The organism is Pedobacter sp., from assembly GCF_037719805.1.
GTDB lineage: Bacteria > Bacteroidota > Bacteroidia > Sphingobacteriales > Sphingobacteriaceae > Pedobacter.
On the sequence record NZ_JBBJLZ010000004.1, the window covers coordinates 106,727 to 131,997 of the forward strand.

The 25,271-nt window shown below is 41.8% G+C and carries 30 protein-coding genes and 1 pseudogene; 15 read left to right on the plus strand and 16 right to left on the minus strand.

Going from position 1 to position 25,271, the window contains the following annotated elements; genetic code table 11:
- Positions 1-270 precede the first annotated feature (270 nt).
- The 5 genes from WKF66_RS13560 to WKF66_RS13580 all read right to left on the minus strand — a co-directional run bounded on the left by WKF66_RS13560 (position 271) and on the right by WKF66_RS13580 (position 4,128).
- Positions 271-1,200, minus strand: a complete 930-nt coding sequence (locus tag WKF66_RS13560) for a helix-turn-helix domain-containing protein (RefSeq protein WP_489675005.1) — start codon at positions 1,198-1,200, stop codon at positions 271-273.
- 27 nt (positions 1,201-1,227) lie between these two features.
- Positions 1,228-1,965 (minus strand): SDR family oxidoreductase, encoded by a 738-nt coding sequence (locus tag WKF66_RS13565; protein ID WP_489675006.1) that lies wholly within the window; start codon positions 1,963-1,965, stop codon positions 1,228-1,230.
- A 2-nt stretch (positions 1,966-1,967) separates the two neighbouring features.
- A complete protein-coding gene (locus WKF66_RS13570) occupies positions 1,968-2,879 on the minus strand; it encodes an NAD(P)H-binding protein (protein ID WP_489675007.1) in 912 nt (303 codons plus the stop codon).
- A gap of 313 nt (positions 2,880-3,192) precedes the next feature.
- On the minus strand, positions 3,193-3,534 hold the full coding sequence (locus WKF66_RS13575; RefSeq protein ID WP_489675008.1) for a cupin domain-containing protein: 342 nt from the start codon (positions 3,532-3,534) through the stop codon (positions 3,193-3,195).
- Between the two features lie 120 nt (positions 3,535-3,654).
- Complete coding sequence (locus tag WKF66_RS13580; RefSeq protein WP_489675009.1) at positions 3,655-4,128, minus strand: DinB family protein; 474 nt, start codon at positions 4,126-4,128, stop codon at positions 3,655-3,657.
- A 303-nt stretch (positions 4,129-4,431) separates the two neighbouring features.
- Between WKF66_RS13580 and WKF66_RS13585 the strand changes: the two genes are divergently transcribed.
- Positions 4,432-4,887, plus strand: a complete 456-nt coding sequence (locus tag WKF66_RS13585; RefSeq protein WP_489675010.1) for an Xre family toxin-antitoxin system antitoxin — start codon at positions 4,432-4,434, stop codon at positions 4,885-4,887.
- 101 nt (positions 4,888-4,988) lie between these two features.
- A complete protein-coding gene (locus WKF66_RS13590) occupies positions 4,989-5,156 on the plus strand; it encodes a hypothetical protein (RefSeq protein ID WP_489675011.1) in 168 nt (55 codons plus the stop codon).
- A gap of 176 nt (positions 5,157-5,332) precedes the next feature.
- Here the strand turns inward: WKF66_RS13590 and WKF66_RS13595 are convergent, their stop codons facing one another.
- Complete coding sequence (locus WKF66_RS13595; protein WP_489675012.1) at positions 5,333-6,814, minus strand: S41 family peptidase; 1,482 nt, start codon at positions 6,812-6,814, stop codon at positions 5,333-5,335.
- A 361-nt stretch (positions 6,815-7,175) separates the two neighbouring features.
- Positions 7,176-8,018 carry a hypothetical protein gene (locus tag WKF66_RS13600; protein ID WP_489675013.1) on the minus strand — a complete coding sequence of 281 codons (843 nt, stop codon included), beginning with the start codon at positions 8,016-8,018 and terminating at the stop codon, positions 7,176-7,178.
- 258 nt (positions 8,019-8,276) lie between these two features.
- Between WKF66_RS13600 and WKF66_RS13605 the strand changes: the two genes are divergently transcribed.
- The 7 genes from WKF66_RS13605 (at position 8,277) to WKF66_RS13635 (ending at position 11,920) form a co-directional block, all read left to right on the plus strand.
- Positions 8,277-8,540, plus strand: coding sequence for a hypothetical protein (locus WKF66_RS13605; RefSeq protein ID WP_489675014.1), 264 nt, complete (start codon positions 8,277-8,279; stop codon positions 8,538-8,540).
- Positions 8,541-8,655: 115 nt separating this feature from the next.
- Positions 8,656-9,045, plus strand: a complete 390-nt coding sequence (locus WKF66_RS13610; RefSeq protein ID WP_489675015.1) for a hypothetical protein — start codon at positions 8,656-8,658, stop codon at positions 9,043-9,045.
- Between the two features lie 79 nt (positions 9,046-9,124).
- Entirely contained in the window at positions 9,125-9,760 is a 636-nt protein-coding gene (locus WKF66_RS13615) for a DUF6266 family protein (RefSeq protein ID WP_489675016.1), read from the plus strand.
- 100 nt (positions 9,761-9,860) lie between these two features.
- Positions 9,861-10,235, plus strand: coding sequence for a hypothetical protein (locus tag WKF66_RS13620; RefSeq protein WP_489675017.1), 375 nt, complete (start codon positions 9,861-9,863; stop codon positions 10,233-10,235).
- Positions 10,154-10,657 carry a C40 family peptidase gene (locus WKF66_RS13625; RefSeq protein ID WP_489675018.1) on the plus strand — a complete coding sequence of 168 codons (504 nt, stop codon included), beginning with the start codon at positions 10,154-10,156 and terminating at the stop codon, positions 10,655-10,657. The genes WKF66_RS13620 and WKF66_RS13625 overlap by 82 nt, the downstream gene beginning before the upstream one ends.
- 59 nt (positions 10,658-10,716) lie before the next feature.
- Positions 10,717-11,292, plus strand: coding sequence for a hypothetical protein (locus tag WKF66_RS13630; RefSeq protein ID WP_489675019.1), 576 nt, complete (start codon positions 10,717-10,719; stop codon positions 11,290-11,292).
- On the plus strand, positions 11,279-11,920 hold the full coding sequence (locus WKF66_RS13635; RefSeq protein WP_489675020.1) for a DUF6266 family protein: 642 nt from the start codon (positions 11,279-11,281) through the stop codon (positions 11,918-11,920). The genes WKF66_RS13630 and WKF66_RS13635 overlap by 14 nt, the downstream gene beginning before the upstream one ends.
- 74 nt (positions 11,921-11,994) lie before the next feature.
- Here WKF66_RS13635 and WKF66_RS13640 read toward each other — a convergent pair whose 3' ends face one another.
- Positions 11,995-14,037, minus strand: a complete 2,043-nt coding sequence (locus WKF66_RS13640) for a tetratricopeptide repeat-containing sensor histidine kinase (RefSeq protein WP_489675021.1) — start codon at positions 14,035-14,037, stop codon at positions 11,995-11,997.
- A gap of 163 nt (positions 14,038-14,200) precedes the next feature.
- Here WKF66_RS13640 and WKF66_RS13645 point away from each other — a divergent pair, with 163 nt between their 5' ends.
- Complete coding sequence (locus WKF66_RS13645) at positions 14,201-14,557, plus strand: nuclear transport factor 2-like protein (protein ID WP_489675022.1); 357 nt, start codon at positions 14,201-14,203, stop codon at positions 14,555-14,557.
- Here WKF66_RS13645 and WKF66_RS13650 read toward each other — a convergent pair.
- Entirely contained in the window at positions 14,547-14,969 is a 423-nt protein-coding gene (locus WKF66_RS13650) for a tetratricopeptide repeat protein (RefSeq protein ID WP_489675023.1), read from the minus strand. The genes WKF66_RS13645 and WKF66_RS13650 overlap by 11 nt on opposite strands.
- 225 nt (positions 14,970-15,194) lie before the next feature.
- Here WKF66_RS13650 and WKF66_RS13655 point away from each other — a divergent pair, with 225 nt between their 5' ends.
- Complete coding sequence (locus WKF66_RS13655) at positions 15,195-15,629, plus strand: hypothetical protein (RefSeq protein WP_489675024.1); 435 nt, start codon at positions 15,195-15,197, stop codon at positions 15,627-15,629.
- Positions 15,630-15,861: 232 nt separating this feature from the next.
- Positions 15,862-16,365 carry a DinB family protein gene (locus tag WKF66_RS13660; RefSeq protein ID WP_489675025.1) on the plus strand — a complete coding sequence of 168 codons (504 nt, stop codon included), beginning with the start codon at positions 15,862-15,864 and terminating at the stop codon, positions 16,363-16,365.
- 21 nt (positions 16,366-16,386) lie between these two features.
- Here the strand turns inward: WKF66_RS13660 and WKF66_RS13665 are convergent, their stop codons facing one another.
- Together WKF66_RS13665 and WKF66_RS13670 are read right to left on the minus strand one after the other, a co-directional pair.
- The gene (locus tag WKF66_RS13665) at positions 16,387-17,187 is read right to left on the minus strand and encodes a hypothetical protein (protein ID WP_489675026.1); all 801 of its coding nucleotides are present in this window, start codon (positions 17,185-17,187) and stop codon (positions 16,387-16,389) included.
- Positions 17,188-17,214: 27 nt separating this feature from the next.
- The gene (locus WKF66_RS13670) at positions 17,215-17,559 is read right to left on the minus strand and encodes a DUF805 domain-containing protein (RefSeq protein WP_489675027.1); all 345 of its coding nucleotides are present in this window, start codon (positions 17,557-17,559) and stop codon (positions 17,215-17,217) included.
- A gap of 219 nt (positions 17,560-17,778) precedes the next feature.
- Here WKF66_RS13670 and WKF66_RS13675 point away from each other — a divergent pair, with 219 nt between their 5' ends.
- Positions 17,779-18,120 carry an EthD domain-containing protein gene (locus WKF66_RS13675; protein WP_489675028.1) on the plus strand — a complete coding sequence of 114 codons (342 nt, stop codon included), beginning with the start codon at positions 17,779-17,781 and terminating at the stop codon, positions 18,118-18,120.
- Positions 18,121-18,190: 70 nt separating this feature from the next.
- Here WKF66_RS13675 and WKF66_RS13680 read toward each other — a convergent pair whose 3' ends face one another.
- Entirely contained in the window at positions 18,191-18,544 is a 354-nt protein-coding gene (locus tag WKF66_RS13680; protein ID WP_489675029.1) for a DUF4260 domain-containing protein, read from the minus strand.
- A gap of 274 nt (positions 18,545-18,818) precedes the next feature.
- On the opposite strand from WKF66_RS13680, the gene WKF66_RS13685 reads away from it, so the two are divergent.
- Complete coding sequence (locus tag WKF66_RS13685) at positions 18,819-20,225, plus strand: DNA/RNA non-specific endonuclease (protein WP_489675030.1); 1,407 nt, start codon at positions 18,819-18,821, stop codon at positions 20,223-20,225.
- Between the two features lie 8 nt (positions 20,226-20,233).
- Here the strand turns inward: WKF66_RS13685 and WKF66_RS13690 are convergent, their stop codons facing one another.
- A complete protein-coding gene (locus WKF66_RS13690; protein ID WP_489675031.1) occupies positions 20,234-21,355 on the minus strand; it encodes a Fic family protein in 1,122 nt (373 codons plus the stop codon).
- Between the two features lie 259 nt (positions 21,356-21,614).
- Here WKF66_RS13690 and WKF66_RS13695 point away from each other — a divergent pair, with 259 nt between their 5' ends.
- A complete protein-coding gene (locus tag WKF66_RS13695) occupies positions 21,615-22,619 on the plus strand; it encodes a hypothetical protein (RefSeq protein WP_489675032.1) in 1,005 nt (334 codons plus the stop codon).
- Between the two features lie 40 nt (positions 22,620-22,659).
- Here the strand turns inward: WKF66_RS13695 and WKF66_RS13700 are convergent, their stop codons facing one another.
- The 3 genes and pseudogenes from WKF66_RS13700 to WKF66_RS13710 form a co-directional block, all read right to left on the minus strand.
- Positions 22,660-23,412 (minus strand): YoaK family protein, encoded by a 753-nt coding sequence (locus WKF66_RS13700; RefSeq protein WP_489675033.1) that lies wholly within the window; start codon positions 23,410-23,412, stop codon positions 22,660-22,662.
- A 93-nt stretch (positions 23,413-23,505) separates the two neighbouring features.
- Positions 23,506-24,489: pseudogene (locus WKF66_RS13705) on the minus strand (aldo/keto reductase).
- A gap of 13 nt (positions 24,490-24,502) precedes the next feature.
- Positions 24,503-25,207, minus strand: coding sequence for a dienelactone hydrolase family protein (locus tag WKF66_RS13710; RefSeq protein WP_489675034.1), 705 nt, complete (start codon positions 25,205-25,207; stop codon positions 24,503-24,505).
- Positions 25,208-25,271 lie beyond the last annotated feature (64 nt).

A 25,271-nucleotide genomic window follows, 5' to 3' on the forward strand; every position in this document is an offset into this window, starting at 1 on the left:
ATTAAATAAGAAATTAATAATAATCTCAATAAACGAAGCTATATCTAACCCGTAGGCTTGCTTTAATCACTTGACTCTACATTGTCAATTAACGGTGGAATAGTGGAGGATACGCGGATCAGGTACAAGCTAGAGCTCGCCTCAAAAGAAAAGATCTTTCTTTTGCCGTAACGCTTTGATTGAGGTCAGATCAGTTAAAACCGTCTTTTTATAAGAGGGTCCATTGAAATCTCTAAGAACTATTAGCCAAGGTTATTCGAGCACCATGATTTAGTTTTTATGTTGTTGGGCAAATGATGTTCTAAATTTTAACGGCGACTGCTCGGTCTTGGACTTAAACAATCTGCTGAAGGATTGCGGATGCTCGAAACCAAGTTGATAGGCAATTTCGGCGACTGATAATTCTGTTGTTGACAATATATCTTTTGCCTTCTCTACTAGTTTATAATGAATAAGTTGCTGTGCATTCTGACCGGTCAAAGAACGTAGCATATCGCTCATGTAACCGGGTGATAAATTCAACCGATCTGCCAGATCCTGAACCGTAGGAATGCCCGAAGATACCGCTTTGCCTTCACTAAAATATTGGTCTAGAATAACTTCCAGCTTTTGCAATTGATCGCTGTTTACGGCTTTACGTGTAATAAATTGACGTTTGTAAAATCGGTTGCTGTAATTTAAAAGTAATTCTATCTGGGAAACAATTACGTCCTGGCTAAAGTCATCTATACGACTGGTCAGTTCTTCATCAATAATATCGAATACCGTCATAACGGTTGCTCGTTCATTGTCTGACAAATGCAGTGCCTCGTTGGCTGCATAGGAGAAAAACCCATATTGCTTTATTCTTTTGGAAACTGAATAAGAAAGAAGAAGATCCGGATGAAACAACAGCATCTTGCCTAAAGTCGCTGTACCATCCGGACTTTCAAATACCTGCCCTGGTGAGGTAAACACTAGACCACCTTCACCAAAATCATAATAGCTTTGCCCATATTTTGCTTTACCACAGAGATTGGTCTTAAAAGCGATTTTATAAAAATCCATGATCAGTGCAGCGGGCAAGTTTGTAGGCTCATAGTTCATTTCTTCTATATCAATGTAACTGATGAACGGATGTTTAGGCTTGGGCAAGCCAAACATCCGATGGAAATCAGTCAGGGATTCCAATTTGTAAACTATACTTTCTTCCTTTTTCATCAGTCGATTTTTGTTAAAGATAATAAACTACCAAGGCGTTTCTCCGGTTTCTGGGTTGTATTCTTCGGCTATGAACTTACCGGTCGGACCGTCATTCCCAATCATGGCATATTTGGCGATACGGGAACCGCCTTCCTGCGCCGTTCCTGTTCCCCGATGGCCATTGAAGTCTGTAGCTACAAAACCAGGGCAGACGGCGTTTACTTTAAATGCCGTATCCTTTAATTGATAAGCCAGGTCTATAGTGTACATATTTAGTGCCGCTTTGGACGACGGGTAAAGTGCAGCTTTATGTGAGTAATATTTCCAAGTGGGGTCACTGTGCAATGTAAGCGAGCTCCCGCTGGAAGATACATTTACAATTCTCGGCTCAGTTGATTTTTTCAGCAGATCGATAAAGGCTTGCGTTACCCGGACTACACCATAGAGATTGGTTTCGAACACTGTTTTAAACTGGTCTACACTTGCCTCTAACGAAGATTGAGGAAAACCACCGTTGATACCGGCATTGTTGATCAGCACATCCAGTGATTCAGTTTTACTGCCAATCTCTTCCCTGGCAGCCTTAACAGATTGGTCGTCAGTAACGTCCAAAGTAATTGCTTCTACGTGTCTGAGGCCTTCTGCATTTAGTTTTGCTATTGCCGCCTGGCCATTTTCAAGTGTGCGGCTACCGAGATATACATAATAGCCATTTTGTAACAACTGCCGGGCAGTTTCAAAGCCAATACCTTTATTGGCTCCGGTAATTAATGCTTTCTTCATAGTTATTTAGCTGGTTGATGATATACTTGGGCAAACTCTTTAGCAAAATCCCTGAACTTAGTTTTGCCGAATACAGGCTTCTGGCGGTAAAAATCTTCGTACAGCGAACCGCTTTCCTGCGCTGCCTGCATAGCCATAAATCCATTTGCGATCCATACATTCATACCCGCGGCTAACATTCCGCTGAGCATTTGTTCCTTAGGAATTACCTTCCAGGTTAAATCCGGCTCGCCAATAGCTTCGCCCAGGATTTGAGCAACTTCGTTAGGAGATACTTCATCGCTGGCCAGGTAGTGCACAGATCTGCCTTCAAATGGCTTCTCCATTTCCTCTGAGATTGTTGCAGCAATATCTTCAGCTGCAACCCATGGTTCTTTTTGATCACCCCCGTAGATGGATACAATTGCATGTTGGTTTTTGATAGCGTCCAGGTTTCGGTATAAGTTGCTGTAGAAGCCTACTGGACGTATAAATTTGATAGCAACCTCTTCTGACAACCTGCCTAATACACCTTCTACTTTGTTGTGGAGGGAAAGGCTTCCGGTTCCCTGGTCGGTATGCGCACCGATGCTGCTTAGGTGTACCAGTTGCGTGACACCTGATTGCTCTACTGCAGTTTTGTAATTATTGCCGATCTGGTCAAACGCAGCGACGAAGTCGACATCTTTATCGAAAATACTTCCTATTCCTTCCCAGGCCTCCATCAGGTAAACGATGTCAGCACCACTGAAAGCGTCAATTAAAAATTTGACGTCAAAAAAAGTTCCTATTGCCGCTTTTGCGCCTAAAGATTCAATAGCAGACCGTCGTTCAGCTTTGCTAGTAATAACGGTAACGTGGTGCCCTTTTTTGACTAAGTCAATGGTCAGGGGCTTTCCTATATTTCCTAAGGATCCTGTGATAACTATATTCATATAATTGTTTTATTATACAAAGATGATTAACAACCAGATGGAGAAAATAACCATATCAGGGTATTTCATAACCAAAATGCATTACGTTAGTAAAACAGTTTATTTATCACAATGCTTAAAGCAAAAAGTGAGTATAGATTGTTAAAGACAAGGCGTAAGCTGTTCACCGGTCAGCAAAAGAAATGTTAAAAATATTGATTATCAAAAAAGGGTGGAAAACTTAGACCCTATTTTGCAGTTTCAATTATTCAGGTTTTAGTTTTTCTTAATTATTGCAGAACCTCTGGTTATGTAAATACGCTTGGTTCATATTTTAGAAATTTACTCTATCACCATGTGATTTTGGCTCTGAAATAACTAAGAATTCCAATGCCAGTTCGGTGTGATTAAATATTCGATGTTTATGATGAGGGAGAATATGTAAGCCTTTATTTTCATTAACTTCAAAAATCTCTTCTTCAATTTGAAAAGTTGCTGTACCTTTTAAAATAAAAAAAAATTGTTGTGCGGTATTATGGAAATGTAGTCCTTCGCTAGTTTGGGGTGGCATCTTTTCTTGAATTATGCTCAACGAATCAGATTTGAGCAAGTGCCAACCGTCACAGCTGTCTCCCCAAATATAATGTTCCGTATTCTCTGTGCTTTTTATTGCCATAGTTTAGTTTAGGCTTTATATGCCCATGCGTTGTAATTAATGTACTTTACCAGATAATGAAGAAATATGATATTATTAATGTCCGCATGAATTTTTGGTTTGCAGCTTCAATAATGTACTTCATTCTTTGACTAGCAGCTTCAGATACGTAAAAATCTTCCCACTATGCTCCGCTTCGTGATAGTTAGCCGCTTGTAGTGCCTGAACATGATTTTTCACTTGAAATCCGATAGGTAATTCAAAAGGCTCATAGCCGACAAATAATTTGGATTCCAAATCTGATTCAAGGTGGTTAACTGTATCAATCAATAACCGTTTCACCTCATTAACATCTGGACTAATTTTCCATGAACCTGGAGACGATCCAATTTTGAAGGAATCCATGAATTCTTTAGAAATATACATTGGTAATCCGCTACGCATATACATATGCCTCTGTTGAGAAGTGATACAATGACCAATTTGCCAAATTATATTATTGTTAAAACCTTCTGGAATTTTAAATAATATTTCGTAATTAATTGTTTCCATCAATTGCAATAGCCTAGTCCTGCTAGCTCTTAAAATTTCACACTCGAAACGTTCAATAATCATTTAAGTTGGTGTAAATCCTTTGCAACGAAAGAAGACCTATGGTTCTCCAAAGTAATCTTTTCACATTAAAATTCAAAATTGATATCTTATTTTTTAGGAATCTATGTGCAAGAATTATGTTGATTCATACTTTATATAATACGCTTCACAAAACCGAATAGCGTGTTTTAATAGCATGCCATTTTATAATACTATGAAATATGAAGGCCTAGGCGTTTCGTATTCTATCAAAAAGGTGGAAGAATGATAATGGGTTTTGCATATCGCGGCAGTAATGATTATTTTTGATAAAAATGTCGTATAATGGGTATTATTCAAAAAAAACCACACAGGCCCGGAATTAGCGACCTGCTCGGTGGCACATTATCATTGGACATATCGATAAAAAATTATTATGACCTGATACTGCTCGCTAGAGCAGGTATCAGTAAGGCTTCAGCGGAGTCGGTAATCAGTTTTACTGGAATGTCCAAAAAAAGCTTTGTAGAGGATATTTTGAACCTATCCATAAAAACGCTGGAAAGAAAACATGCTGATGATAAACTAGATAAACGGACATCATCTTTAGTGATTGAGGTTGCAAGGGTTCTGGAGCATACTTATCAGGTATTTGATAGCAGGGAAAGAGTCCAGAGATGGCTTTCTAAACCCAACAATGCGCTTCATGGTGAAACGCCTCTATCCCTTTTTTTCACGCCAACGGGAATAGGTATGGTAGAAGATGTTTTGACACGTATAGAGGAAGGCGTCTACTCCTAGAAGGGGACCTATGTACTTTATACCTCTGAAAACTCATCTTTGGCTTTTTTGAAAACCTTGTACACTTTGATCTGGAGGAGACTCCAGACGATCTTTATATCATGGAAATCAGTATTACCAATGACGATCTGATCTATCAGATTCCCGACGCTGAGTATACAGAAGATTGGCTCCATACAGATAACCTAACATGTAAAAAACTGGGAGACCAACTATTGCCGATCATAAATTATTGGGATTTATGGTTAAGTCAGCGGTCAATCAGTTAGAGTTTAACATATTATTGGATCCGCTGTTTCCCGGATACCATGATCTGATCGAGGTAATTAATGTCATTAAGATTCCCGTTGACCAACGTCTAATATAGAATTTATTCAAAATTAGCTTGCCTACGCCCATCCCTTGATAGTCTGGGCGAACAATGAGATGAGGGTAGTAAACTGCCTCACTTTGAGCCGAAGGATAATAGCCATTCACTTGCCGTTTCGATAGCATCACTGTCTCCTTTGTCGATATTAACGGTAACATCCGGTGTAATTTTTTTAAGGTATTTTTTTAGATTTCTGTCGGCAGTAATGCTGGATGCTAATAATAACGTTGCCCCATCCGATAAAGAAAACGAGCCATTTCCGGTAGTGTATCCACCACTGGAAGTACCAAATGTTTTTGTGTTCTCTCTGCCGATAAAAGAAATAGCAGTCATTTCTCCACTACTACTGGTTTTTGGCCCGATCAATACAGCAACTCTTGCAGCTCTATTTTTAATTTTATACGGCTTGGCCACTGTGACAACTTTGCCAGATCCAGCACCTGAACTACCTTTTTCATAAAACCATGAAGCCTTTGCTTCTTTTTTATTAACAGTTCGGACAAAATAGCCAAGAATGCCCTCCCCAGTAAGTGGTCCCAGTCCTGCAATCATTGGATACATGTTACCTCCCGTATTGTTGCGTAAGTCAACAATCCATCCTTTAATCTGGTTCTTGCTATCAAGGTTACGAATCATTTGTTGAATGTCGGTAGCAAACTTTATGGAAACTTCATCATTTGTTGAGCTGAAACCAGGAACAGAAATGTAACCAATACTTTTTCCTATAAGGCTGTTTTCAGGCTTACCGGGATTAGAATTCACTTGTGAATATTGCTTTGTAGCAACCTTGTTTTGAATAAACGAATGGTTGTCACCTACAGACCGAAGCTGGTCGAGAATATAATCCAGAACTGGTCTTGTTTCTTCAACTTTGACTAAGCCCGCAGATAATGTCAGCACATCGCTTTCAACCTCCGGCCATTTGATGGAATCTGTATAAATGGAATTTTGTTTAACAATATCTACGAATGCTTTGAGATAGGTAGCTACTACTTGTGAAGCAGGAGCTTCACTCTGACTCATATCTTCAATGTCAAAGTCATCAAACCATACGTTCCCGATACCACTTAGATAACCGCCAAGTAGAAGTTTTTTAGCTTTTGCATTAACTGTCATTGGCATAGTATACTTCTTCCAATCAGAGGTGCCGCCGACTTTCACCCCCTGTGTACCTAAGTTTTGGAAGCCAATCATCTTACCGTGTCCATCGAGGATCTGACACCAAAGGGTGCTTTCATTTTGAACGTCGGCGCATTTGATATAAGCAGTTACAGCTATCTTTTTTAATCGGTCTACTGTGATCGGAACTTCTTGGGAGAATGGCATATAGCTACCTTTCTCATTATTTGCTGAAGAAATTCTCAAAGCCGAGGCTCCAGCATGTTTTGTGTTCTTATCAAGCGTGTAGCTATATCCAGACACAGCTTTCACCTTCCATGGTAAAATTGAGCTATTAGCCGATAAACTGTCAAAGCCTTTGTTAGTTATCTGTGAGTAACAGGCGAAGGAAAGGAGAGAGGCTGATAGGGTAAGGGACAAAAATCTGTTTGTAAACATGAGCGCTGATTCAATGATATTTTGATTTTAGGAATCTACGGAATTTTAAATAATTTTCAAAAATGTATCGGTTGGTGACAATGTAAATGTTCTATGTATGTATGGACTATGCTAAAAAAGCCATTTAGTCGTCTAGAAACATTTTTTTTAAAAGCTTACTTTTTGAGACGAGCCTCTACACCGCGCTTTGCACAACTAGGGGACTAACGGCGCACTCAAAGGGGATTCGTTGCGAAAAGCCCCCCCTTTACCCAATGAGTTCGCACTGATATACCTAGGAGTTCCCTAGTTGTGTAATCTCAGGTGTGTTTGACGGTTTAAATGCCGGACCATTCGTTACGACGCAGGAAGGAAAAATCGTCTACTTTCCATCACCTACTGCCAGGTATGGCCTCAATATCTCCTTCAGTGCTTTAGTCGTATAATTTTCACTGGTAACAATAACTCCACTTTTAATCCCCTTTAAATAAATCCGGATCCGAACTTTTTCGTTCTTCATGTAACGTGCTTTCTCGATTTGCGATAGCATAACGATATCACAGCGGCTAAGTCTTAGATGTGTTTCGGGGGAGAGCAGGGTCATCGCCTTCGAAATTGTATAGGGGAGGCGGTGCTCATCACCATCTGCGAACATTGCAAAATTCACTCTGTTAACTGCATAAACGTGAACGATTTCAGTAAATAACCGGCCCTTAAACCTCACAGGATTGCATACCACTGTTACATGCGTCTCCGCCAATGCGGTAATGAACGGAAGGTCTGTCATCAACGGAGCTACCGGTACCACCTTAGTCGCTAACATCTCGCTCCCAAGATTGGCTAAACATAAAACCAAGACAACATATCCGGCACAATGCTCAGGCCAACCGGTATCCAAAATCCAGAATCCATCGTGTGCGAAATAAAGCATCATTAGCAAAAAAATGATCAGAAAGGGAAAAGCAATTCCAGTGATCAGCTGTATGCCGGGTCGTAGTATCCGGAAGCTATTCCAGGGAAACCTCTTGTTAAGGAAAGTCGTCAGGAAAGTGATGAGGTAAGAGATCAGTAAGCTGCATAGCGTACCCGTCAATAATGCGGCAACATAATGTTTCGCATTGATGAGTTCCATCAGGGTGTAGGACTGACCAGCACTTGCGAAAAAGTGGCCCAGAAATAAAGATAATACCAGGCGTGATAAAAAGCTTTTGAGAGTCGATGTCATCGGGGGGATGAGTTGTCAAGGTTAAGTTATTTGGTTAGTTGATACGCGTACTGTTAACTTTCAATAATACCTTTTTTCTAATAGATAAATCATTTTATATGATGGTTCACTCGTTATGTTAATAAATAAATAAAATATTTCCGGCATTCGTAGGCTTTTTCAGTGCATTGGTAAGGATAATGCACTTGTGTGAAGTGTTTTGCAAAACTGGTAAGATATCTTTATAATCCACAATCACTTTCTAACTAACCAGATATTATGAAACAACTTTTAGAGAAAATCATTTTTTTATTGACCGAACTTGTTCTTCAGCAAAAATTGCAGCTGATGCCAGTCACAGCACCTGGACATACCGAACGCTGGATCGATCAACGGAATACCATGCATATGCTCATGCGTACCGACCGGCAGCTGCTCCGATATGTCCGGGAAGGTCAGCTGATCTCAAGAAAAATAGGCAGAAGTCCCTGGTATCTCGAATCCAGTATTCTGGCATTTATCGAAAAATCGCAGGAAGCTTAGGCGCTAAAATGTCGGCGATCTGCAGATCTCACCGACATTCGCAGACATTTTCGTTCAAGATTAGTTTTATCCGCTTAATCGCCATACCCTTGTATCACACTAAGCAATTAAATTTATGGAAATTAGTCTTCTCTTAACTTTACGTCACATGCCAGGAAATGAGGGAATGTTGACTTTTAAGAATCAACGCGACTGCGTACGCATTAGCAGGCTCTCAAACTCCCTGCGCTTCATGGGTAACATGAAACATTTAAGCCATGCGATTGACCATCAGGGGAAGCAGGATTGTGCTTACGAACTAACCAACTGGCTAGGTTTACAATGGGTGCTCAACTGCACCGTTAAAAGAGGAATCGTTGCCCTGGATCTGTGGTTCCAAAACCTTGGTTTTAAGGAGCAATTGAACACCCTGTTTTCCTGGGAAGGTACAGGCGAAGAATTAAGAGAAAGCATCAATCTCATGATTGACGGCGCAGGAAAATATAAATACTTCGTGAGAGGTTAAAGGAAAGCTGATACATATCGTCGTTAACCACAGCATAACAAGGTTACGGTCGCCATTCACCCATTAAAAAAAACAAAATATGGGAAAGTACAAAAAAGGCATCCTCGGCTATTTCAGAGGAAAAGTAGGAACCGTAATCGGTTCAATTTGGAAAGGTATTAACTACATGAAAAGTTTACCTGACGTGAGTAACAGCGAACCGACACCAGCACAGCTGAATGTGAGACTCAAGTTTGCCCTGATCATGGCCTGGTTCTCAAACATCAAAGGGTTGATCAACATCGGTTACCAAAAGTTCAACAAAGGGATTACGCCGATGAACGCGGCTACCTCTTACCACTTGAAGGCTGCAGTATCTGGGGTTGCACCAAACCTCATCCTCAACTTTAACAAAATCATCGTTAGCGTTGGTGATTTGGAAGACCTGCCAGGCATCACCATCACCGGTGGATCCGACGAGCTGATCTTTACCTGGAATGAAAATGTTGCCATGGAATATGGAAAGCCAACAGACCAGATCACCATCTTGGTCTACCATGAACTCACGTTCAAGTTTGCCCAGGTGCTTAAGGTGGTTCCAAGGTCTGCGCTGGGCTATACCATGTCTCTTCCGGCTGAGTTTGCCGGATCCGCTCTGCACTGTTATCTGGTGGTGACAAGCCTTGACGGCAAAGAGTGTAGCACAAGTCAGCACTCTGGTGCAATGGCGCTATAGTCTTTAACGCAGCACTTCAATAGCGCTGCTCTTTAAGCAAGCATGGCAGATGAATAGCATAACTGCCATGCTTGTTCTCTCATCTTTTAAACTAAATAAAATGAAAATCTTAAAATTAATAACTTCCAATGAGGGCTTCTCCTGGAGGGGCATGGAAAAATATCTGGTCGGTATTATCGGGATTCTTTCCTGGATAACGCTCCAGCGGGTCATCCAATCCGGAGATGTTTCCGTGGCTGTGATCGATCAAAGTATCTGGCTGCTGGTTTTGCTTAGCCTGATCTGTTTTGTAGCTGTTACCGGCATCAGCTACTGGATGCTAAAACGCTTCGCCGTTGTTATGGGCTTACCTACGGTAGGGAACCTGATCGTACAATTTAATTCACTGGAACTATGGCAGCAGCTAGGCTTCTATTGGGCATCCTTTGCTTTACTGCTATTGGCAGGAGTGGGGTCCCTCAGCGCAATCCTGTAGATGAGCTGATGAACGTTTCCCGCTCTCAACTGGGCGTCAGGGAGCTAACAGGGAAGAACGACGGGGTCAAGGTAGAAGCGTATCTTAAATACGTCGGCTTTCCTAAAGGGAATCCATGGTGTGCCGCTTATGTGAGCTGGGTGTTCAAAAAAGCGGGTTATCCAAAGCCTAAAACGGCATGGTCACCAGCACTGTTCCCTGCTGATCATGTGGTAAAAGAACCGGCTGCCGGGATGGTGTTCGGAATCTACTTCAGCGATTTGAAAAGAATCGCCCATTGCGGATTTGTTGAAAACACCCAGGGTGATTTCGTACTCACGATAGAGGGGAACACGAATGTGGAAGGGAGCCGGGAAGGGCAGGGGGTTTACCGCCGGCTCAGGCACAAAAGAACAATTAATAAATACGCGAACTGGTTATGACAATTGAAAAAATTATAGAGGCATCGGCCGTTAGCGTGCTGAACCTTGTCATTCGCTCCATGATGGAGCATTGCTTTTTACTTGCCCACGAAAACGAACTCTCCTTTCTGAAAGGTCTTATCCCGGCTGAACATATCGGCGAATTCAACGACGAAGCGGTGTTGGACTGGTCGGCCGATCTGGCGCTGTTAGCGCTCGTTCAGGATAAGCCGGTGGTTTACCTGGTGAATATGATCCGTAAGATCGAGCAGCACATCGGGATTTACATTAAAAACAACGGTCTGGACCGGGCAGAAATAGCCGACGATGAGGAGATTTCCGAACAGTCGCGTTCCACCTGGATGTATGTGATCGGAGAAATGAGGTACCAAAATTATGGAGAAATCCTAAATACACTGGGCTGGTTGATCGAATGCTACGGTATGGTCATCTGGAACCTTGCCCATCAGCAGATCCTCGGCCTGGATGATGTGTTCCTACAAACCGAGTTGGAGTACTATACCTGGGACGGCGACGTACCGGCGTTGGACATCAAAAATGAAAATGCGCAGTTCCTGTTGGGGATCTATACCGACATCCAGTTGGATGCGGCTCAAATTGAACAATTTAAAACTGACTATAATGGGAAAGTATAAAAATGGAGTAAACGGCGCCTTTTCTGGTAAAGTCGGAAGTGTGGTAGGCGTTACCAGGGCCGGAGTGGATTACATGCGCAGTGTTCCAGACTTCCGGGTTGATAATCCTTCGGAAAAACAGATCAGGCAACGAAACGTGATGGCCATGATCAGCCGCTGGCTCAGGCCACTCAAGTCACTGATTGCCATTGGTTTCAAGGTGCTTTCTGGAAGTAAGACTCCACTCAATGAAATATTCGCCTTGATTTCTAAAGAAGCGTTGATCGTTGACGGAAACGAAGTGAGCATTGATTATAAAAAAGTAGTGTTGAGCAGGGGAGAGCTATTGGTTTCTTTTGTATTTGAGATCCTTTCGCTTATTGATTCCCTGTTGCAGATCAAGTGGCAAAATTTGAACGCTTCGATCTACAATCAAGGTAACGATAAGGCCACATTTGTGTTAAACAATCCTGCCAAGGAGAAGTTCGTCACCTTCGTAGGTGTGGCAGAACGCGAAGCGGAGCAGGCAGAGTTGAAACTGCCGCCTGAGTTTTCAGGCGATACCGTGCATTGCTGGATGCAGTATGCAAGTGCAGCGGGCGACAAAGTAAGCACGAGTGCTTATTTGGGTGAAATTGTAGTAGGCTAAACAGGGGTGGTGTGTTTAATGCCTGCTGTGAAGCGGGCAAAAACGTTCTTTGACGTATTTTTTCTTTTATATTTTTAACCTGCCGGTAGTTCTACCCAAAAGGTAGTGCGCTCGTTAGGAGTACTCTCAAACCACATCCGACCCTTATTCTGCAGCACGGTATCGCGGCAGAGAATCAGTCCGAGGTGATTACCCTTTTCGCCCTGACTGCCTTCACTCATGGTCTGCGTCAGGTTGAATAATTTTGCCTGTTGTTCCAAACTAATTCCAGGCCCGGTATCACTGATGCTGATCAGCGTCTTGTCATGGGTTCTTTGCGCATTCAAGGTAATCTCGTCGCCGGGATTACAAAACTTTACACTGTTGGCTAATAAGTTACGGATAACCATATTGATCATATCCGGATCTGCCAGCACAAGCGTTTGCGGTTGCGCGTTATTTTTTACATTCAATTTCTTGTGTTCAATACGCCCGCTCCATAAACGAATATTCTCTTCAAAATAAGTATTCACATCAAAACTAACTGTATTGATCACCAGCCCTTCGAGCTGACTTTTCGCCCATTCCAATAGCGTATCGAGGAAGTCGCTGGTCGCTATCACATTATCCTCCAGGCTCGTCATGAGTTTAGACATTTCCTGCTCATCTAAATAACCTTCCCGATAGATCTCAAACATGGTTTGTAAATTGGCCAATGGCCCTCTTAGGTCGTGGGAAATGATCGCTAAGAACTTCGTCTTAATTTCATTGAGTTGTGCCAATTCCTGATTGATCACTGCGATTTCTTCTGCTTGCTGTAGCAGTCTTTGATTAGCGAGGTGTTTTTCCCTGTTGCGACGATACTGCAGGAGGATCAGCAATCCAGCGCCGATCATGATGATCAGGCACAGGACAATCAGATAGCCATAACGTTTAATTGTTGCGGCATTGCCAATATTTTGTCTACCCTTACTTTCAATGTCTTTCGTCAAATCCAGGTTTTCAGACCTGACCCGCCCATACTCCACCATGGTGATGTCTTTCAAGGCCTTTCTGGCAAGGACACTGTCTTTCGTAGCGATATAAGCAGATTGGTAACGAAAGGCGCGGGGTATATCATTTTTCAGTTGGTAAACCCTAACCAGTTTTTCCATGGATTCCGAAACACCTAATTCCGCTTTTATCTCGCGACAATCTGCAAGCGCTTGTAAAGCGCTTTTTTCTGCGTTGCGGGTATCTCCAGTTGCCAAGTACAGGTCTGTGAGGTCTAACAAAACCGCAGCCTGTTCATATTTATCTTGAATGGCCGAAACCATATTGTAAGCTTTTTTCAGGTGCAGCAAAGCCTGCGGATATTCCTTTTTGGAGGTATTTAAAAGCCCTAAGCCTTTATGAACCAATGCGACGCCATTGCTGTCGCCCTGTAGTTGCTTGATTGCCAAACTACGGGTATAATAATTTTCCGCCTTTGTAAAATCTCCTAACTGCGTGTAGCAATTCCCTAAGATTAAGAGAGAATAACCTATGCCAGAGGTATCCTTGCTGGCCATATAGCTTTTGTAGCATTGCTCATAATAGCTTTTGGCGAGCTTATATTGTTTAAGGTCATAGTAGATGGCACCAATGTTAATGCTACTTTGATTAATACCTTTTACAAAATTTAGTTTCTTAAAGATTGCGAGTGCCTCGAAATGATATTTAATAGATTCCCTGGAATCGTCCATTTTGTCGTACGCGAATCCTATATTGTTAAGGGCTCGTCCCATTCCTTCTAGATAATTTATCTTTTTAGCAACGTTATAACCCAGCTTCATGTTTAGAATTGCACTGTCGCCCAGGCCACGGATCCCATAGGACACGCCGATAGCGACAAGTGCGTCTGCGAGTGCTTCGTTGTCGTGTAATTTTATGGCAAGAACTTTTGATTTGGTTGCATACTTAAATTTAATAACCGGGTCTACGGAGGTATAGGCTGCACTGATCTCCCCGAGGAGACGTAGCCGCGTGGTATCAGGTATCTGTTGTTTTAGCTGGGTTTCGAGGGATTTAATCCTGGTAGTTTGAGCGAGGGAAACGTTTGCAAAGAGGAACAGATAGCATAAAAGGAGTGTCTTGAGATGTTTTGCAACGATGAGCATTTATTTTATATTGGTTAATAGCGCCCTAAAGATAACCGTTTTCTTCATGGGCTAAGCTTTAATTTTCTATTTAACAATATGTTCTTATTCTAAACGAAGGTAAAGTGCCGCAAAAATATTCATGTCATAACAAATCCAGGACTTAGGTTCTTATATTTACTTTATGGAATCACAGTACTCGCCAATGATCAAAACCGCTTACGAGGGATTTAATGAGAGAGACATAAATAAAGTCTTCTCTGTTATGGATGCCAATGTACTTTGGCCAAAGGCTTTTGAGGGAGGATATGTTGAAGGCTATGATGCAGTACGTGAGTACTGGTTAAGACAATGGAGTGAAATCAATCCGAACGTTGAACCAATATCTGTGAATGAGCGCCAGGATGGGAGGGTGGAAGTTATGGTCAATCAGCTGGTAAAAGACCTTGAAGGAAACGTTCTGTTTGATGGTCCAACGAAGCATGTTTACACCTTTGCTGGTACCACGATTTTACAGATGGACATTGAGGTTATTGACTGATTTCGTCGCTAATTAATGCCCGGTAGGCTGGGTCCGTATGTTTAAATATTTCTTCACCATCCAATAAGTAGGCACTCATGAAATGCGTTTTTGCTTTCTCGAGGTTATTCTGGACATAGAACACTTCACCCAGACAGAACCAGATGTAAGGATTGCCGGTCCCATCAGGAGACTGTAAAGCTTGCTGATAGGCGTCTAATGCTGCTTCAAACTCCTTTTGACTGAAGTGTGCATCTCCTAAGGCAACGTAGAGCCAGGTAGCCGCTTCCCAATCCGTTTTAGGTTCAGGAAGGAGTTCCAAAGCAAGCTGATATTTGCTGATCGCTGATCCGAAGATCTCGTTTTCCGCAAACTCATCACCGGCCTCTGCAAGAGTTACTATTTGCTCATAGACATCGTCGTTAAGTTCCATATCTTAATACTCATAAGGTGTTACAGGCAACAAAGATAGTTGTTTGACTCGTCTTCAAAGAAAATGCAGCTAGACTGTCCAAAGTAATTCGTGGGCGCTTTCGACTTTGATTTTCACTTTTAGAAAACCATTAAATTGTCTTACTTTAATATTCAGGTTGAAACCTTTGATAATTATAAATTAATTAACTTTAGTCTGCAACCTTTTAAATTTATCAACTAAGCAATGAAATTTAATTATTTACTTCTTTTCTTTTTTTTAACTTTTACGGCGTGTGATCCAGGTGGCCGGCATTATATTTTAATTAATGAAACCGGACATAACATCACTACATACCAGCCAAGAAACTTGCCATTAACGAATGACGTCCTCTACCAGGCGTTCAAACCCCGTGGTTCAGATAGTACGCAAATTCGATTTGATTTTTTCGTAAAAGCATTTTCTACTCGAGAAAATTTTAGCATGGGTTCTTTTGGGAGTCAATTTACTACTTCTGATGGTAAGTTGCATTTGTTTATACTTGATATGGACACCTTAAAATCACTCGCAAAAAATCATGCTTTGGACTCTATGTCTATTAAACAGGCAATTTTAAAGCATGCGGTTTACTCGCAAGAAGAATTAGAATCTACAGAAAGGAAGATAAAATATAGCAATTAGAAAAACATGCAAGAGCTAAAATACAATTGTCTTAAACAGGCATCAGAACATCATGATAGATTAACTGATTGATAAACCCTTCGATGAACCACCAACAACAAAACCTAATTCTTGTACACAGAGGATTCTATTCTAAAAATCAGCAAATGCATCCCGGATTTAAACTTACTTAGTAATTGACTGTAAATTTAAAACGTTTGGACACTATTTTAATATATAAACCTAACAAGCTATGATATTGCAACTCCTGACTCAAGAATTTGAACATGAAGTCACCGGCAGCCGCAAAATGTTACAAGCGTTCCCTGAAAAAGACCTGGGGTACAAGCCGTCAGAGATTTCCTGGTCCATGGCCGAACTGGCACAACATATTGCCACGATATATTACAGGTATGAAGGCGCGTGTACATTAGATAATTATGACCCGTCAGCAGACAATATGGAACTGAATGACCCTAATGATCTTAAAGCAACCCTTAAACTTTTTGAGACTAATGTTGAGAAAGCGAGAACTGCGTTGAGCGCAGTAACCGAAGAAAGTTTGAATGACCAGTGGAACCTGTCAGTGGGCGGACAAGTTATGTTTGGACCACTTCCTAAAGCAGTTGCAATCCGTAGCTTTTTATTTAATCACCTTTATCACCACCGCGGTGAAATGGTTGTCTATTGGCGTAGCACCGGGAATAAGGTTCCAGGTATGTATGGCCCGACCTATGAAGAGATCCAGGGAAGGTAGTGACTGTTGCAAGATGGCTCGTCACATTGCATCTATTTTGGATTTTAATTGTTTAAAGCCTCTAAGCAGGTAATGCTCCCCATCTGGCCATAAGGTTTGTCCTTTTACTAGCCAGGAAAAACCGAAGGCTTCCACTGCAATAGTTTCGAAAACATACACTATAGGAAATGGGTCTACATTTAGATTCGTATACGATTTAGCAATGAAGTATATTCCTAAAATAGACAGTGAGGCTATTATGGTCCATCCGCATATTCTAAATACCCGGTTACGTATCGTTTTTTGAGTAAGTGATCCATTGGATTTGAATGTATGATCTCCCGGGCGGCCTTTGGTAAAAAACATGAGGGACATAATGGCCAGACAAAAAAGGAATGTTGCTGCAAATGCAAAATGCCATCCTGTTCCAGCAAGAGTTTTGAACACCCCGCCATTATTGGTGTGCAAACTGAAATCGCATTTGTCACATCCCATTTTCGTTGGTACAAATGCGACACCGATGCCTGAGATGCCTGCAACGAATGTCAGTAGCCATTCTTTAAAACTGTAGCCGTAATAAGTGATCAGGAAAGTGCCTATAACACAGAGCATGACCACTAATATATCACCGCGATCCGTAAAATAATAATCACTAATAGATGCTTCCAAGCCGTAATATTTAGACGGTCTTGAAGGTAGAATAGCAAGTACAATAGGCAATAACATCCCGCCGAACCCAATCAGGTTTCTTAAGGTCAGATAGGATAATACCAGTTCATTTTGTTCTTCTTTAACCTTATCTGTATTTGGAGCTGTAGTTGTTAGTATTACTTTGAGTCCCATGTATCGCTATTTAATGACTGATCTACGTCAGAGCTGTGGGGTAAAAGGTTCTATTGGATCGTCCAGCCCTTTAGGATTATCACCATATTCATTAGTACCTTGCTCACCATCTTTAAACAGCATCCATATTCCATAAAACGGAATTAGTTGCCACCAACCACTGTTATCCAAATCATGACATCTTTTAGCGCCCTGAGCCCAAAGAAACCACCAAGCAGGAATGAAGGCTAAGTTAATAATATCGAATTCCCCGGGCTCTTGACGGCCCCTTGCTGCGGTAATCATAAAATAGACAATAGCATATATTATAATGCTTTGCCCGTATTCGCTTCTGCGAATCCGGCCTTCAAATGAAAATGGGTCTTGAAACATATAGAGCGTCTTTTTGAGTTAATCCAAAGTTTAGAATTCTTTTCCATAAAAGCAAGTTATTCTCTAGTGATCCGTCATTAGTTTAAGGAAATGATTTTCATGCTTCGCTCAAAAATTGCATGCAGTGGAATTGAATGATGATAATTTAAATTATTTCTTAACCGAAGTCAACGATTAGAGATCTTGCGATCAGGGAACTTTGATTTATAAAAAAAGAAAATGATCAAGTTTATTATTCTACTCAAAAGACGGTCTGGAACCACACACGATGAATTTGTGTCCTACCACAAGAACATTCATGCGCCATTGTTCGCTTCATTAAAAGAAGTCAAAGAAAATGTACGCAGCTATGTACAATGCCATTCGCTGCAAATCAATATACCAGGGCTTCCGCCTGACAAGTATGATGGTGTTACCGAACTTTGGTTTGACGATTTGGACTCCATTGGAAAAGTCTTTCATTCGGAGCGCTACCTGCAATTGATCAGGCCCGATGAGGAGAGGTTTCTCGATTTACAAGGGTGTGACTTTCTGATTTCACAGGAAAATCTGGTAATTTGATGCTTAACTCTGTCACGACCAATAGCATTTGTGGTATACACATACCGCAAATGCGTTGTAATGAAAATAGTTACCAGAATTTGTTGTTGCTTAAACTGGTATGCCAGAATCCATCAAAATATTTCAGCCCTGTACCGATGGCTCTGTCCATAGTTGAATGCGCGAGTAACATGATTCCAACCAGCATTAGCGTTTTGTTTCCTTTTGCAAGTCCATAAAGCCCGATAGCCACTGCCGTCCCTTTAAAGTGCACGATGTTATAAAGCACGGCGCCAACTGTCGGGTTAACGAGATAACCCCCCATGGCAAGATCAGGCACTAAAACCAGTGCGGGGAACCACCACCATTTCAGATCTAAACGTGAGAATAAATAGAGGCAACCAAGAAACATTGTTAGTTCTTCAATTTGAATAAGAGTTTCCATAATCGTTTTTTAAGTTTTGACGTGTTTAATTTTTAAGCCCGCTTCGCTATCTCGCCATATGCTGATGCTTTGCTGCTGGCTTTGGGGTGTGGAACAAAGATATAATGCGGCTATCGCCAGGAATTGTAAGAAAGCGAAATCAAATAATTAGACGACTAGTCATCATATTTAGAAAAGCAACTCCTACAAGGAGTAAACGGCATTTTTCTGCAATACTTAACACTGATTTAATATAGAATCTTCATTTTTGTATACCTATTGAAATTATATACTAATGAATAAACTATTACTCTATTGCAGCCTGGTTCTGGTAATTTCCGGTTGTTCAAAAAAGAAAGATCAAGCGCCGGAATTCGAGCCAGTTGTTCCAGTAGCTACTTATACAATCGTTGAAGATTTTGAGAATAATGCAGGTAAGCAAGCCTATGCGCCATTAAATATCAGTATGACAACCGGAAGTTGGAATCTTGATGATGCGGTAATCGGAAATTTAGCTACTGACTTAAAGAATGGTGCAAAGAGCGTGAGACTTAGATCCGGTAAATTGACCATGAACTTTGATATCGCTGGTTTAAAAACTTTGTACATTAAACATGGGAAATTTGGTAATGACGCGAACTTCAATTGGCAATTACTGATGTCGACAGATGGGGGAGTCACTTTCACTCAGGTTGGCGCTGATATTGTCGAAAATAATACAGCGTTGAAATTGGATTCATTTCAAGTTACGGCGAGCTCTAAAGTGAGGTTTCAGATCAAGAAGGTTGGAACAACCAGGGTTAACATTGATGATATCACTTTTAAAGGTACCGGTGATCCGGGAATTACAGTCGGCACACCTGATACTGATCCTGGAGATCCTACGCCAACTACCGGAATTCCCACAACTCCGAGAGGTATTACAACCGGGCCAGATGCTCAGCCTGTTATGGGAGACAATAGCAATTCTTTGTTTGGTAATCCTTCTAATGCCACCTTACTCACCCCCGATAACTATTTGTTAGATCAAAGCTATTATGTGGAATCTTACAGCACTAGTCGCAGTACACCTAACTGGGTCAGCTGGCATTTGGATGCAAGCACCTTTTCAGGCGCTACAGAACGACTAAACAATTTTGCAGGCTTTTCGGGGCTGCCCCAGGGCGCATATGTTGCTCAGAGCACCAGTTATCAGAACTCAGGGTTCGATAGGGGACATAATGCTCCCTCAGGAGATCGTACCAGTTCAGCGAACGCCAATAGTGCTACCTTCTTAATGACCAATATGATACCCCAAGCGCCACAAAATAACCAGGGTGCATGGGAACAATTAGAATCCTATTTACGTTTAAAAGTAACCGAGGGTAACGAGGTGTATATTATCATGGGTAGTTATGGACTAGGAGGAGTAGGAAACAACGGCCCTGCCACTACAATTGCAGAAGGAAAGATCGCAGTTCCATCAAATGTTTGGAAAGTAGCGGTAATCATCCCGACCGGAAATACGGATCTTAGCAGAGTAAGTTCTACCACAAGAGTAATTGCCGTCAATACATTGAATATTAACGCAACCGATAAAGACTGGAAGAAATACAGGGTGACTGTGAGAGATATCGAAAAGGTGACGGGATACAATTTGCTATCGAATTTACCACAGTCGATTCAAGATGTGATTGAGACAAAGGTTGATGTACTAAACTAGGCTTGGTGCTATTCAGATAGTATCCTGAATAATTCCATGTTTAGGTAGTAATTACCTTTTCCTATTACTCTTTTTTCAAGTACACCCATGTCTGCTAATTGGTCCAGGTATTTCCTGGCGGTATTTTCTGCATAGGTTTTGGTACCAACCAGATGTTTTACACGCGTATATGGTTGGGTAAAAATGGCGTTTACCAGAGACTCTGGTCTAGCGATATCTGTGTCTTCGACTATGGCATTTAATATAGCATCCTTTGCAGCTATGATGTCGTTTATCTTGTCATAAGTGATGTTTGAGGTTACTTCGACAGCCTTAAGCATGTACAATAGCCAAGTCTTCCAACTGCCTCTTTGAGTAATACCCGCCAGGCTTGAATAATAATCCTCTTTGTTATCCATGATATACCTGCTAAGAAATAATATTGGATAGTCCAATAGTCCTTTTTTTGTCAGGTAATGGATATTAAAGATCCTTCCGGTTCGTCCATTGGCGTCACGAAATGGGTGTATCGCTTCGAACTGGAAATGTGCGATAGCCATTTTAATCAATGGGTCCACGGGCTCCGTTTTGTCGTCGTTGATAAAGTCGATTAGGTTTCTCAATTTAATTTCAAGAATTCCTTTACCTCTGGGTGGGGTATAAGAGACCTTGCCAGAATTTGGCCCTGTGCCTCCTTCTTTAATAACGACCTGTGCAATCGGCGTTCTGATGCCATCGCTAAATTGGCTTATCGTTCTGTACATTTTGATGAAATAATTTTCATCAAAACACTCATTGCTTTTCAAGTACTCATAACCTCCCCACAACGCTTCCCGGTAGAATAATATTTCCTTTGCTGGTCCGCTTAACTGTTTCAGCTGCTCTTCACTGTAAGCTTGGTATAATTCATCATCAGTGGTGAAAATGTTCTCTATTGCGCTTGAGGCCTTAGCTTCTTGTAAGCTGATCGAATTGATCAACAACCCTTTATTCGGAATGGCGATGCTCCGGCCTTGTAATCGGGCTAGAGCCGCCTTTGAATTTCCCAATTGCGTATATAATTCGATATCTTCATAGATAGCTTTATCCACCGGTAATTCGGGTAGACCATTCCAAGGAAGATTTCTGTCTGGATTTATAGGATAAGACATTTCCAAATGTCAGTAAATTCATTAACATTAAAAAATTACAATTTTAATGTCAATAACAAGTGTATGCATTAAATTCCGCTTGCTATTATAAGGAAACCTTAAAATGTCAAGATTTTGAGGTAAATAAGGGTTATTGGCCTTAAAACGTATTACGCTACTCACTCATTTAATTAAGTACTGTAGCGTTTCTTACTATATTACCGTTATATAGTTATTAACCAAGATACTACGTCTATAGTCTTCAATTAAATTGCCTCTTATGAATCAGTTCAGAACTACTACCGCGTTCACATTAACGCTAAATACGGTTTTTACTTTACTAGTCCTTAGCGGACTCTTAGCCAGTTGTAAAAAAGATTACCCTACGAAAAAGGGTAATCCTAAGAACACCGATCTCCCCTTAGCCGGTGGACAGTCCATTTTGGTCATTAATGGGAATGTTCTTGTCAGCGGTTATTATTCAGTGAAAGGTCGGTTAAGTACAAAATATTGGATCAATGGCGAAAGTGCCGGGCAATCTAGATTTACTGAACTTGTAGGTAATCAATTGGGTTACCGCCAAGCTGTGGATGAGAAATATAGAACCGGATATACGTATAAAGACCGGGAAGGAAAAATTCAAACCTACCGCTTCGATCAGGGTTTTGGTGCTGGAGAAGGCCGGATGTTTTACTACAAAGACAATTTGATGGTGCGACTGGAGAATGACAACATTGGAGCCCTGACAACCGTTGCTTTTAATGATGACAAGCCTACTTTTGCTGGTACTTTGGGAGAGATGTCACCTGATATAACGGGTGGCATATCCTATCACCCTAAAACGGCTTTTATATGGGATGGTCGTTCTCCTTTGATCAAATTAGCGCTTCCTGTACAAAGCACTCTTTTCTGGGGGGTAAGCACGATGTATTCAAATAGTCCTAATGAATTTTATGTTGGAGGACTTTGCGGTATTCCTATGTATTGGAAAAATACCGATCCTGTTGTACTGGATGAACGTTTTGGCGAAGTTTGGCAAATCACTAAATCAGGTTCGGATATTTATGCAGTGGGATTAGTTAATAAAATCAATTCCAATAGCACAGGGCATACGGCAGCTTATTGGAAGAATAAAGTGCTTCACGAACTCCAGGACAATGCCCAGGCTTCTGGGATTTTTATTGATGGGGATGATGTTTATGTAACCGGCTCAGTTGGATACGTTCCTATCGATTACAGACCATGCTACTGGAAAAACGGGGTAAGGGTTGACCTTCCGATGTAAGGATTCCTAATCGGAACAAAATAACAGAACATTATCGAAATCACTCCGTATGGATGATTCTGCGTTTAACCGCATTAACACCTGTACGATAATATTTTATGGCCTTAATTCTAAGCAGGTCATACACCAATGCAAAAACCAAGATCAGTACCGGTGCGAAGAAAGACGAGAAACCAAAACGCTGAAACAGGTAGGCACCCGAAAGCGCCCCGGTCATGAAGAAGAAAATGATATACAGCCGCAGCCTGATCTTGGACCATAGGTCAGGCCGCCTGGCTTTATCACCGTGTGCCATCTGCGCGAGGTCAATCCCTAGATCAGTAAAGGTTCCGGTTAAGTGTGTGGTTCGCACCACTGAGCCGGATACCATCGAAACCAGCGCATTTTGCAGGCCCATGGCGAAAAGCAGGCTACCGGCAAAAAACTCTTTAGCGACCAACGTACCATTGTATTGATGTCCGTATAGGGCTGATATGAGCAAGATCAGTATCTCAATAATCACTGGGATAAAGTAAGAAAATCGCTGGTTTTCACCGGTGAAGGAAAGGACGAGGCTGGTAAAGAAGGCGCCGGCTAAAAAGAGAAACATCCAGAGCGAGATTACCGCCACTGTCCTCCAATCCTGGAAAGCTAGCCTTTCGGCAAGAAGGGCGGCATGTCCGGTTACATTGGTTGTAAGTATAGAAAAGCCTAAGAATCCTTCGGCATTCACAAAACCCGCCGTCAGCCCCAAAAGGGTGGCCAACTTCAAGTTATGATTAGGAGTTCTTTTTGCGCCTAAGTGCCTTAACATCTTTTAATTGTTTATGGCGGAAAATGCGTTGTTTTCCGCCAGAGATGAGATCAGCACAAAGATAACGGGTTTATATCTACTATTCAGAAAGTATTAAATGCCCTTATCGACCAGTTGCTTACTAGCTTCATCGTACCGGTCTCCGGTATTGGGATATTTGGCAATTAATTCTTCGATCTGTCGCAGGTGTTGCGCCGACAAAGAAACGTCCACGCTGTCTGCGTTGTCGGTAAGATTTTTTCGCTTTTTAGTGCCGGGAATAGGAATGATATGATCGCCCTGAGCAAGTATCCAGGCTAAAGCGAGCTGTGCCGGCGTGCAACTGATCTGTGTCGCCAGTTCTGCAAAGCCACCAGACAGCCTTTAGTTGTTATCCTGATATTCCTGTTGGTATCGCGGCAGCTTTCTACGGAAGTCATTATCACCCAGCTCACTGATGTTTAAGGTATTTGTCATTAACCCGCGTGCAAGCGGACTAAATGGGACAAAGGCAATACCGAGTTCTTTACAGGCAGGAAGAACGTTTTGCTCTACCTCTCTGGTTAATAACGAATATTCGCTTTGAACCGCAGCAATGGGATGTACAGCATGTGCCTTTCTAATAGAACTTACTGATGCCTCTGATAAGCCAAGATAGCGGACTTTGCCTTCCTGAACCAACTCTGCCATTGCGCCAACCATTTCTTCTACGGGTATGTTAGGGTCGATACGGTGCGCGTAGTAGAGATCAATGGTATCAATGTTCAGCCTTTTCAAACTTGCTTCAACTGCTTTTTTAATGTAAGCTGGAGAGCCGTCGAAAGTCATCTTGCCTGTTGCATCCTGGGTAAAACCAAACTTGGTAGCGATAAAGATCTTCTCCCGGTTAGTGGTTAATACTTTCGAAAGGAGCTCTTCATTCTTGCCACTGCCATAAGCGTCTGCAGTATCCCAAAAGTTGATACCTAAGTCTAACGCTGTATGCAGGGTTGCAATTGATTCTGTATCGTCGGGTACACCATAGGCATGGCTCATACTCATACAGCCGAGACCGATGGCTGATAGTTGTTCGTTGTTTCCAAGTTTCCTGTATTTCATCTGATGGGTTTTTTTAAGATTTCAATCTGTTTTCAAAGAACTGCAGCGTTGTAGCCCATGCTTCTTTCGCTGCCAGCGGATGATAGCTGCTTCTTTCATCGCAGTTGAATCCATGATCCGCGTAAGATATCACTGTACTGATGTATTCTTTTCCTGCCGCTTTTACTGCATTTATGATTCCATCAATGTTTTCCTGCTGAATATGAGTATCCTTCCCGCCCCAGAAGAACAAATGCGGTGAATTCAAGTTTACGGCCCTGTCTGCAAGGGCATCAACTCCACCACCGTAATAGGAAACCCCTGCTGCTAAGGGCAAAACAGTATTGGCTAAAAAAGAAACTCGTCCGCCGAGACAATAGCCCACGCTGCCGGTTTTCTCATGGTCAATATTTTGCTGTTGTTGCAGCCAGTCGTAGCAAGCCTTTAGATCGGCTTCCAATCCTTCGTTTGTTATCGCGGCGAAGTGCGGCTTAACCGAAGCGAAATCTGTATAGCTGACTTCCAGACGCTTTGCTGTACGATAAAACAGATCTGGAGCAATGACCACATAGCCCTCTCTACAAAATCGCTCAGCAACATTTCTTATATGCTGATTGACGCCGAAAGCTTCTTGTAAAACAATAATCGCAGGAAACATGCCTTCGCCGTCAGGCAAAGCGATATAGGCGTCCATTTCTTTGTCTTGAACAGACAGGGTTATAAAATCGTGGTTGGTCATGTTGTTAAGTTGATGGGTCCGGATAGTTTTGAACAGGCAATTTATGTCGAAAAGTACTGCATTT